Here is a 10,728-nt window from a genome sequence, read left to right as displayed (position 1 = left end):
CAATGATCACGAAGCCCGTGCCTGCTCTGCTATGCACCCCAACCGGTCACGGCCCGACCCAGCCGCACGACTCCGGAACTTGACCAAGCCCTGGTTTTTGCCGCGGCCTGGCCGGGGCGGGGCTCCGGCGGTGGTGGCGGTAGTGGGTGGCCCGGCTCACGCCACGTGGACCTGGGTGTCCTCCTGCACGATGACGGGTTCGCCGGTGGCGTTCAGGTCCACGCTGCTCTCCAGGGGGGCGGAGGTGGGGAGTTCAGCTGCTTAGCATGGCAGATGACTGCCCGTCGGGAGAGAGCGTCCATTAACCGATCAGTTCTTGGACACTGTCAGAGCACGGCCACGGTGGGCGGTTACGTGGCCATCGCCTGATCAGCTCACCTCGCGGCGAGCAAAGAAGCGCCGCCGCAGTCGGTCACTGATTTCACCTACGACGATCACCAGTACAGCACTCGCCGCGCACCCCACGAGACTCGGTGACTGACCGAGCATCTTGCCCAAGAGCCAAAAAACAGCGGTGATAGCCGCCCACCACATAGTCCACAAGCTGATCACGGACCACCAACTCCGCCTCTTCACGGCATCAGGTTACGTCTTCCGATAGGTTCTTGGACGCCGGGAAAACCAATCCTCTGCAGCGTTGCTGCGCACTACGCTCACGAGGCATGACCCTGGCACGGCCTCCCTTCTCTCGTGTCGGTGCGTCGCGAGGATGCGCGGACCCGGAACCGGGCGGTTGTCAGGACCGGTCCCGCGCTCGGCTCGCCCGCGATGCGCGCTTGGAGAAGGTCGAGCAGCGCCAACGTCGTTTCCGCTGCGTGGAGCTCGACTGCCGAGATGGCGGGCCGGCTGTGCCGGGTGTGCTCGGAGTCGGAAGCCGCGGCAAGCATCGTCCGATCGGGCACGGCGACGCCGCGCGCCGTGAGGCCCGCGAGCACGCCGGCCGCCTGACGACCGGTGTGGCACAGGATCGCGTCGGGGATCCCGTCGTCCACGATCGCGTGCGCGATGTTCTCGCCGCCGTGCTCGCCGGCGCGCTCGGCCGACGTGTAGACGCGCGGCGTGATCCCGGCGTTCTCACACCATGCGCGGTACGTCGCCTCGCTGTCGATGTTCCACGCGTTGGGGTCGGTTCCGCGCAGCAGCACGATCGATCGGGCACCGGATGCGGCGAAGTGCTTGTAGATGTGCCCGAAGCTGGAGCCGTCGTCCTCGGTGGCCCAGTCGGTGAAATCCGGGCGGCTGGGATCGCGTCCCAGCGTCACGTACGGGATCCCACGCCGTTCGAGGAGATCGATCACCGGATCGTCCACGTGCGGCATCGTCACGATGTAGCCGTCGAGTGACAGTGCCAGTGGTGGTGTCGGCCGCTTGGTCGGGTCGGGCACGAGCATCACACTGAGTCCGCGGTCCATCGCCTGTGCCGAGGCGGCACCGATGTAGCGGGTGAACACATCGACGCCCCGCGGCGCGTACTCACCCAGCGCGTCCAGCGATCGCATGACGAGTCCGATCGCCCCGACCGACGAACGTCGCAGACCGCGCGCGAGGGCGTCGGCTTGGTACTCCATCTCCTCGGCGACGGCCCGGACGCGCAGCCGCGTGGCCGCGCTCAGCGTCCCGGTGCCATTGAGCGCCATCGAGACCGCCGCGATGGAGACACCCGCGCGCTGGGCGACATCGCGAATGGTGACGCCCTTCGATCGAGCCACGACGGCCCTCCTTGGTACGTACCTTCCGCTGCCTGCCTCAGGCCGCCGGACCGTGGTCGCCGACGCACGCTGGGGCGGCAGAAAGAGCAGAAAGTGACACGACAAACACCATTGTATTAAACGTTTTACCTACCTAGCGTATCGCCCGCCCCTCACCGTGACGGGCCTCACAAGCAAAGGTCGCACAGCACCACCATGAAGCTGCACACACTGCGCACGACCACCACCGACCCCCGCGACCGTGGACGCGAGATCGGCACGCGGTACGCGGACCAGGTGCGTGACGTCAGCGCCCGCTACCTGGCGCATTTCAGGGTTCTGGGCATCTCGGAGACGACCGTCCGCGACATCGTCGCCCACAGCCACGACGCCTTGCGCGACTGGTACCCGGGTCTGGCCGAGGAGTCCGACGGAATCGCCGAGGCGTCAGGAATCGAGCCGTGGCGGGTGGCAGCGGTCGGCGCACGGACCGAAGTACTGGCCGCCGCGCCCGGGAAGGGTGAGTGCACAACCGCCGTGCACACACCCCCCTCCGGCGGACCGCCCGAGACGATCCAGACGTGGGATTGGCACGACTCGCTCACGCCGGATGGTCTGCTGCTGTCGCTCGTGACCGGAACGCGACGCCGGGTGAAGCTCTTCACCGAGTTCGGCACAGCCGCGAAGATCGGGGTGAACGATGCCGGCCTCGGCCTGCATTTCAACATCCTGCACCACCGCTCGGACAACGCCGCCGGCGGCCTGCCCGTCCATGCTGTCGCGCGTCGCGTCCTCGAGGAGGCGACCACGGTGGCGGAGGCCCGCGACATCGTCGCCTCCGCGACCGTGAGCGCGTCCACCGTGCTGACCGTCGCGACCTACCGGGACGGCCACTCCGCAGCAGCGTCCATCGAGATGTCACCGGCCGGATTCGCCGTGGTGCAACCCGGTGCGGACGGCTGGCTCATCCACACCAACCACTTTCTCGACCCCGGCCTCGCCGGCGGTGACACCAGCATTCCTGCATCGGTGTCGGTCGAGCGGTACCACCACACGCATGCGGTGCGCGGCGGCATGACCTGCCGCTCCGCGCCGGAGCGCGCGGCCGCCTTCTGTGGCGGCGACGGTGCCGCCGCGGTGGTGTGCGTCCGTGCCGACGATTCCCAGCCGGGCCACGAACAGTGGAGCACCTTGTTCACGGTCTCTCTCGACCTTCCCGGCTTTGCCCTCGAGTACCGGGCAGGCAACCCCGACGCTGCGGCCCGTGAGGGTCTCGACCGTTTCTGAGGAACCCGATGGACAAGGACGCGACCATGCCCGCTCATCTCTACCGCAACGCCCGGATCTTCACCTCCGACCAACGCCCTTGGGCCGACTCGCTCGTGGTGGTGGGCGACCGGCTCACCTACGTCGGCGACGGGGCCACCGCAGCGCGTGTGGCCGGACCGGATGCTCTGATCCACGACCTCGACGGTGCGACCGTCCTCCCCGGCTTCGTCGACGGCCACGCGCACGTGATCGGCACCGGTGAGGCGGCGGTCCAGGTCGATCTGTGGGGCGCCAACACAGTAGAGGAGATCCAGCGGCGCATCCGGACGTGGGCGGAGGAGAACCCCGACGCACCTCGAGTGCTCGCCACCGGGTGGAAACACGGTGACATCCCGGGCGGCGTACCCGATCGGGACATGCTCGACGCCGTCGTCCCCGACCGGCCCGTCTACGCGCAGGCCTACGACTTCCACTCGATCTGGCTGAACTCGGCCGCCCTCGCCGAAGCCGGCATCGACGACACCACGGCATCGCCACCGGGCGGAACGGTCCACCGGGATGAGCGGGGCGCGGCTACCGGCCTGGTCGACGAGACAGCGATGCACCACCTCGTGTGGCCGGTACTCGACCGATTCGCCACTGACTTCGACCGTGACGAGGCCCTGGCGGTCGTCCTCGCGGCATACGCCGAGTCCGGGATCGTCGGTTCGACCGAGATGGCGCTGGGCGAGGGCGACTACGGGGCGATGCGTCGTGCCGATGCGGCGAGCGTCCTGACCACTCGAATTGCCGCGTTCTGGCGCGTCCAGCCCACTGGCGACGAGGGGAGGAACCTCGCCCAGGTCGAGCGCGCCGTCGAGCTCGCCGCCCACCGGTCGACCCCGTTCCTGCGCGTGACCGGCATCAAGGTCATGGTCGACGGAACCGTCGACGGGTGCACCGCATCGCTCGGAAAGCCCTATGTGAACGGCACGAACGCCGACCCGATCTGGAGTCTTGCCGAACTCGCGCCGGTGGTGGCCGCCGCGGACGCGGCCGGCCTGCAGGTCGCCATGCACGCCATCGGTGACGAGGCGATCCGGGTCGCGATCGGCGCCGTGGAGCACGCCGTCGCTCTCAACGGCCCCAAGGAGCGTCGCCACCGCATCGAACATCTCGAAGTCGTCGACCCGGCGGACATTGACCGGCTGGCAGCACTCGGGATCACGGCGAGCATGCAGCCCGTGCACGCCGATCCGGCCATTCAGGAGAACTGGCGACGCGTGCTCGGCGACGAGCGGGTCGACCGCGGCTTCCCGTGGCCCGAGATGACCGATGCCGGAGCCACGCTCGTGCTCGGCACCGACTCCCCCACGTCGCCGCATGCGCCGCTGCCCAACATGTTCATCGCGGCGACACGGCGTTCAGCGCTGGATTCGTCGCTGCCTGCCAACATCGCGCACTACGCCCTGCCTCTGGCGGACGCGATCGTGCACGCCACCCGTGACGCCGCCTGGGCGAGCCGATCCGAGCACCTTCACGGCCGTCTCGCCGAGGGGCTGTACGCCGACTTCATCGTTCTCGACCGGGACATCTTCACCCGGCCACTCGAGGAACTGCTCGACACGCGAGTGCTGCGGACAGTCGTGGGTGGCCGCGTGGTCCATCACGCACAGCCAGGGGTGAACCGATGAGCCACGCGACCGTGACGGCACCCGTGCAACCAGGGCAGGCGAAGGCGAAGCAGCGGCCCGTCGGCGTGATACTGCGGTTCGTCGCCACTCGCATCGTGGGGCTGGTGGTGACCTTGTTCATCGCGAGCCTGGTCGTCTTCGGAGCGCTCTACGCCGCGCCGGGAAGCCCGCTCACCTATCTCACGCACGGTCGCACCATAAGCCCCGACGCCATCGCCGCCATCAAGGCCGAGTACCACCTTGACGACTCCATCTGGCAGCAATACCTGAGGTGGCTGGGTGACGTGGTGCACGGCGACTTCGGAACATCGATCATCTACAACCAACCGGTGTCGTCACTGGTCGGAAGCCGCGCCTCCGCGACCACGCTTCTCGTTCTCATGGCCGCGGCGATCGTCCTGGTGGTCGGGTTGGCCATCGGCACTCTCGCTGGCCTCAAGCCCGGCTGGTTGTCGCGGTCCGCCATGGCCGGCGCGACGGGCGTCATGGCGGTGCCGACCTTCGTCGGAGCGGTCGTGCTGATCATCGTGTTCGCCGTCGACCTGGAATGGTTCCCGGTGTTCGGGGCCGGCCGTGCGGGCCTCGACGAGGTCTACCACCTGGTTCTTCCGTCGATCGCGCTCGCTCTCGCGTCCGTCGCGTTCGTCGCCCGACTCGCCCAGACCGCGATCCGACAGGAGCTGTCGGCCGATCACGTGCAGACGGCGATCAGCCGAGGACTGCCCCGCGGGGCCGTCGTCCGCAGACATGTGATGCGCAACGCCGCGATGCCAGTGCTCACCGTCGCGGGTCTCACGATCGCGGGCCTGATCGCGGGAAGCGTCGTCGTGGAACAGGTCTTCCAGCTCGGCGGGCTCGGTCAGTTCCTCGTGAATTCGGTGCAGCAGAAGGACTTCCCCGTCGTACAGGCGATCTGCCTGATGTACGTCGCCGCCTTCATCGTGCTGAACACCCTCATCGACATCGCCTACACACTGCTCGACCCGCGCGTGTCGATCGGGAAGAAGGACTCATGAGCACGACAGCAGCGGTGCGACGCATCGGAGCCCGAAAGGCCGGCCCCCGGATGACGCGTCGTACGAGAACCATCGGCGTATCCGGTTGGGTGGCGATCGCCCTCCTCGGACTCGTCGTCTGCTTCGCCGTCCTCGCGTCCATCCTCGCCCCCCACGACCCGAACGCCGTCGACCTCTCCGGTGCGTACCAGGGCTCGAGCAGCACGCACCTGCTGGGAACCGACGCAAGCGGGCGGGACCTTCTCTCGCGCCTCGTCCACGGCTCCCGGACCGCGCTGATCGGACCGTTCCTCGTCGTGATGATCTCGACGCTCCTCGGGACGATCCTCGCGCTCGCGGCCGTGTGGTTCGGCGGTTGGTTCGACCAGATGGTGGTGCGCGTCGTTGATGCCGTGTTCGCCTTCCCCGGTCTGCTGCTGGCGATCCTGGCGACCGCCCTCTTCGGGTCCGGTCTGAAGGCCGCCACCGCGGCGCTGTCCATCGCCTATGTCCCCTACATCGCGCGAATCGTGCGAAGTGCGGCGCTGCGCGAGCGCTCGCTGCCCTACATCGCGGCACTGCAGGTTCAGGGCGTGCACGGGTTGCGGATCGCGTTGCGGCACATCCTGCCCAACGTGGGTGGGCTGATCGTCGCCAACGCCACGCTCGCCTTCGGGTTCGTCCTGATGGACCTCGCCGGCCTCTCGTTCATCGGCCTCGGGGTGCAGCCACCGACCTCGGACTGGGGCGCGATGGTCGGCACCGGTATGGCCGGTGTGCTGCAGCAGTACCCGCAGGAGGCCCTGTTCGCCAGCGCACTCATCGTCATCACCGTCGGTGCCGTGAACATGCTCGGCGACCGACTCACGGAGCGCTGGGAGGCACGCTCGTGAACGCACTTCTCGAAGTCGACGGTCTGACGGTTCAGTTGCCGGTCGCGGGCGAGTTGCGCACCGTGCTGCGCGATGTCTCATTCTCACTCGACCGTGGAAGCACTCTCGGTCTGGTCGGCGAGTCCGGTTCGGGCAAGTCGATGACGGTTCGCACCATCGCCCGCCTGCTCCCTGACGGCGCGGACGTCCGGGGCAGTGTCCGCTTCGACGGCGCCGAGGTGTTCGACCTTCGCACCGAAGCCCTGCGGTCCTACCGGGCGAAGGACGTCGCGATGATCTTCCAGGACGCACGGGCCTACACGAACCCCGTACGCACGATCGGCGACTTCCTCACCGAGGTGATGCGCACCAACGACCGGATGCCGAAGGCCGCTGCTCGCAAGCGCGCGCAGGAGCTGCTCGCCGAGGTCGGAATCGGGGACCCGGAGCGCCGGCTGCGGCAGTTTCCCCACGAGCTCTCGGGCGGCCTGCTGCAACGGGTGATGATCGCTGCCGCGGTCGCCGCGCGGCCTCGGCTTGTCCTCGCGGACGAGCCGACGACCGCGCTCGATGTCACCACCCAGGCGGAGGTGATGGCGATTCTCGGGCGTATGCAGCGCGAGTACGGCATGGCGATGCTCTTCATCACTCACGACCTGGAACTCGCCGGTGCCGTGTGCGACGAGACGATCGTGCTGTATGCCGGCCAGGTCATGGAGCGCCAGGCGTCGGTGCAGTTGCACCAGGACCCGCTCCACCCCTACACCGCCGCACTGGTGCAGGCACGACCGGAGATCGACCGACGCGTCGACCGACTGCCCGCGATCACCGGTCATCCGACCACCGCCTACGAGGCGCCGGACGGCTGTGCTTTCGCACCGCGCTGTCGCTTCGCACAGGATCGGTGCCGGGCAGGAGTGCCGCCCCTGCTGCAGATCGGCCCGTCGCAGACCCGGTGCGTCCAGATGCCCGGCCTGCGCGGCCAGATGGTGGGGCAGCAGCACGTCGGCTCCCCTTCGAACGAGGAGGTCCAGCGATGACCGAACCGCTGCTCGTGGTCGAGCACCTGACCAAGACCTTCGGCCGTGGGCGTGCCGAGGCAACCGCGGTCGCCGACGTGAGCTTCGCCCTGGCCCCGGGCGGAGCCCTCGGCATCGTCGGCGAATCCGGCTCCGGCAAGACGACCACAGCTCGGATGATCATCGGCCTGGAGCGTCCCTCCGGCGGTCGCATCATGTTCCGGGGCGAGGACCGCACGCACCCGGCGCGTTCCGCGCGCAGTCGCCGTGAGCGGGGCCGGGACATCCAGATCGTCTTCCAGGACCCGTACACCTCGCTCGACCGCCGTCAGCGCATCGGCGACTGCCTCGCGGAAGTCGTCGGCGTGCATTTCCGGCTCGGCCGCGACGAGACCAGGAAGCGCGTGAGCGAACTCGCCGAGCTCGTCGGACTCGACGACCGGCAGCTCGCGGCACTGCCGAGGTCACTCTCCGGAGGGCAGCGCCAACGCGTCGCCATCGCTCGCGCGCTCGCCGCCGGTCCGGACATCCTCATCCTCGACGAGGCCGTGTCGGCCCTGGATGTCTCGATCCAGGCACAGATCCTCAATCTGCTCTCGGACATCCGGCAGAAACGCGGCGTGAGCTACCTGTTCATCAGCCACGATCTCGCCGTCATCCGCCAGGTGACCGACGACACGATCGTCATGCGTCACGGCGCCGTCGTCGAGCAAGGGCCCACCGCCGCCGTGCTCGACAACCCCCAAGACCCCTACACCCGCCTGTTGCGCGACAGCGTCCCTCGCAGCGGGTGGGACCCCGAAGCCCTCACAGCCCGACAGTGAACGGGAGTTCCGCCATGTACTCACCCCGCCCCCGCGGACGGGCGACGGCACTCGCCGCCGTCGCCGCCGCAGCCACCCTCGTGCTGGCCGGTTGCTCCGGAGGCGCCTCCGGCACCGAAGCGACCGGGTCCTCCGACGCCCGGACGACCTTCACGCCGAAAGGCTCGGGGTCGGTCGACACGATCACCTGGAACGTCTTCCAGGGCGAGCCCCAGACCGTCGACCCCTTCCAGTCGGCCGACTACACGCCGAACATGATCAACTCGAACATGTGCGAGACACTGCTCGCCCAGACGCCCGACTTCCAGATCAAGCCCAATCTAGCCACGTCATACTCGAACCCTGACCCGACGACCTGGGTCTACAAGCTCCGCAGCGACGCCACCTTCTGGGACGGCTCGCCGATGACCGCCGACGACGTCGTGTGGAGCATGCGGCACAACATGACGGACAAGTCGAGCTTCTACGGCTACCTGTACTCGAACGTCGCATCGATCGCGAAGACGGGCGCCGACGAAGTGACCGTCAGGCTCAAGAAGCCCGACTACCTCTTCAACGACGAGCTGGCGAGCTTCGCCGGTGTCGTCGTCGAGAAGAAGTTCTACGAGCAACACGGCAAAAAGGTCGGTACGCCGGGCGTCGGTGTCATGTGCACCGGCCCCTACAAGTACGGCAAGTGGACGCAGGGTCAGTCGATCAGCGTGAGCCGCTACGACGGCTACTGGAACAAGTCCCTGCCATTGAAGGTGAAGAACATCGACTTCACCTTCCTGACCGACGACTCCGCGATCACCTCCGGACTGCTCTCGGGCCAGATCGACGGAACGTACGGTCCGCCGACGGCCGGGCTGGCACAACTGAAGGCATCGTCGTCGGGCAAGCTCTACTCGGGTCCCGCACCACTGGCCGTCACGCTCGTGGTCGCGAACCACAAGGGCGCGATGGGCAACGCCGACGTGCGCAAGGCGCTCCAGATGGCCATCGACTGGAAGGGCATCGGCAGCCAGGTGTACGCCGGCGAGGGGACCCCTGCTTCGCTGCAGACCGTGCCGGCCGTGTACGGCTTCGCGAAGGACGACCTGACCTCCTACGCCGACTCGGTCAAGACCGACGGCACCGCGAAGATAGACGAGGCGAAGAAGCTCCTCGCCAGCGTTCCGGCTGACGTGAAGTCCAAGCAGATCAGCCTCGTGGTTCCGCAGCAGGCGGAGACGCAGCAACTGGGCGTCGGAGTCAAGGACGCGGCTGACAAGATCGGCTTGAACTTCAAGCTCAACGTCGTACCCGCAACCGGCTACTCGAACTACCTGTACGACCCGGCGACGCGTGGCAACACCGACCTGCTGTACACGCAGTTCTGGCCCAACATCCCGAACCCGCTCGACTGGCTGGGCCTAACCGCGGTGACCGGCGGCACCTTCAACCAGTCCGGCTACAGCGACATCGACGGGCTCTACGCCAAGGCGATCAGCACGAAGGACGACAGTGCCCGCTCCAAGCTGGTCGTGCAGATGGAGCAGAAGCTGCACGACGAGATGGATCCGATGTTCTCCGGCATCCAGCTGACGAACGACGTGTGGCTCGGAAACAGGATCACCGGGGCGCCGGCAGCGTTCGACTACGTTTACTTCCCATGGGCGGCTTACCTCAGCGGAACTGGCAAGTAGTCCGCCGAGTCGAGGGGAGTCGGGTCAGCGCGCTGGCCGAGCAACTGGCCGCCAATCCGCTGGTGCGCAGCCAGCTCGTGCGGCCCGCGTCGGAGGAGACCCTCGCCCCGCTGGTGCACTCCACGCAGGCGCAGTCCGGGATCACCTCGGTGACGGTGGCCGATGCCGACGGCCGGATTGTCAGTTCCACGAATCCCACGGTGGTGGGGGACCGGCTACCCCTGGGGGCGGGTCCTGCCGAGGCCCGCGGCTGGTCCGGTTCGCTGACACTGGACGGCAGCCGTGAGCTGGTGGCCCAGGTGCCGGTGCTCGGAGCGACGCAGGGCGACGTCGGATCGTACCTGGGGACGGTAATGATCGGCGAGGCGTCCCCCACGGTGTGGCAGCGGCTCAGCGGGGCGTCCTCGTATCTGCTGGCGTATCTCGGCATCGCCAGCGGGCTCGGCGTGGCCGGCTCCCCGCAAGCTCGCCGAGGCCCGCAAGGCCGCCCTCGTGCGTCGCAACGGCTGAGAGCCGTTGCCCTGGCAGCGAATCTTCTGGCCACGGGATCGACAACCCTCGGCCCGGCCCGAAGCCCGTCCGGTGCCCCCACCTGCGAAGCGAAGGCCCTCGACCACGAAAGAGTCACCCGCCGCAACGGAGCAGGATGATGTTGCCGGCGCCCCGCACTGCGCCCGGCATGACAAGCTGTGCTTGCCCACCCCCGAACCCAGGAGGTCAC

Annotated in this window: 8 protein-coding genes and 1 pseudogene; 8 read left to right on the top strand and 1 reads right to left on the bottom strand. The window is 68.0% G+C overall.

What is annotated here, in order from left to right; translation table 11 throughout:
- Positions 1–653 precede the first annotated feature (653 nt).
- The gene (locus ACIQFZ_RS42440) at positions 654–1,709 is read right to left on the bottom strand and encodes a LacI family DNA-binding transcriptional regulator (RefSeq protein WP_402693883.1); all 1,056 of its coding nucleotides are present in this window, start codon (positions 1,707–1,709) and stop codon (positions 654–656) included.
- A 195-nt stretch (positions 1,710–1,904) separates the two neighbouring features.
- Here ACIQFZ_RS42440 and ACIQFZ_RS42435 point away from each other — a divergent pair, with 195 nt between their 5' ends.
- The 8 genes and pseudogenes from ACIQFZ_RS42435 to ACIQFZ_RS42400 form a co-directional block, all read left to right on the top strand.
- A complete protein-coding gene (locus ACIQFZ_RS42435; RefSeq protein WP_402693882.1) occupies positions 1,905–2,975 on the top strand; it encodes a C45 family autoproteolytic acyltransferase/hydolase in 1,071 nt (356 codons plus the stop codon).
- A gap of 8 nt (positions 2,976–2,983) precedes the next feature.
- A complete protein-coding gene (locus ACIQFZ_RS42430; protein ID WP_402693881.1) occupies positions 2,984–4,630 on the top strand; it encodes an amidohydrolase in 1,647 nt (548 codons plus the stop codon).
- Complete coding sequence (locus ACIQFZ_RS42425; protein WP_402693880.1) at positions 4,627–5,646, top strand: ABC transporter permease; 1,020 nt, start codon at positions 4,627–4,629, stop codon at positions 5,644–5,646. Before ACIQFZ_RS42430 ends, ACIQFZ_RS42425 begins: the two co-directional genes overlap by 4 nt.
- Positions 5,643–6,518, top strand: a complete 876-nt coding sequence (locus tag ACIQFZ_RS42420; protein ID WP_402693879.1) for an ABC transporter permease — start codon at positions 5,643–5,645, stop codon at positions 6,516–6,518. Before ACIQFZ_RS42425 ends, ACIQFZ_RS42420 begins: the two co-directional genes overlap by 4 nt.
- The gene (locus ACIQFZ_RS42415) at positions 6,515–7,537 is read left to right on the top strand and encodes an ABC transporter ATP-binding protein (protein WP_402693878.1); all 1,023 of its coding nucleotides are present in this window, start codon (positions 6,515–6,517) and stop codon (positions 7,535–7,537) included. The genes ACIQFZ_RS42420 and ACIQFZ_RS42415 overlap by 4 nt, the downstream gene beginning before the upstream one ends.
- Positions 7,534–8,340: an ABC transporter ATP-binding protein gene (locus tag ACIQFZ_RS42410; RefSeq protein ID WP_402693877.1), complete on the top strand. Its 807-nt coding sequence runs from the start codon at positions 7,534–7,536 to the stop codon at positions 8,338–8,340. The genes ACIQFZ_RS42415 and ACIQFZ_RS42410 overlap by 4 nt, the downstream gene beginning before the upstream one ends.
- Positions 8,341–8,354: 14 nt before the next feature.
- On the top strand, positions 8,355–10,007 hold the full coding sequence (locus ACIQFZ_RS42405) for an ABC transporter substrate-binding protein (RefSeq protein ID WP_402693876.1): 1,653 nt from the start codon (positions 8,355–8,357) through the stop codon (positions 10,005–10,007).
- Between the two features lie 5 nt (positions 10,008–10,012).
- Positions 10,013–10,465, top strand: a pseudogene (locus ACIQFZ_RS42400) (ATPase); the annotation flags it as partial.
- Positions 10,466–10,728: the final 263 nt, after the last annotated feature.

The sequence above is a fragment of the Streptomyces sp. NPDC093064 genome, from assembly GCF_044754605.1.
Classification (GTDB): domain Bacteria; phylum Actinomycetota; class Actinomycetes; order Streptomycetales; family Streptomycetaceae; genus Streptomyces.
Note: the sequence above shows the minus strand (reverse complement) of the source record. Positions and strands in the feature narration are given on the sequence as shown.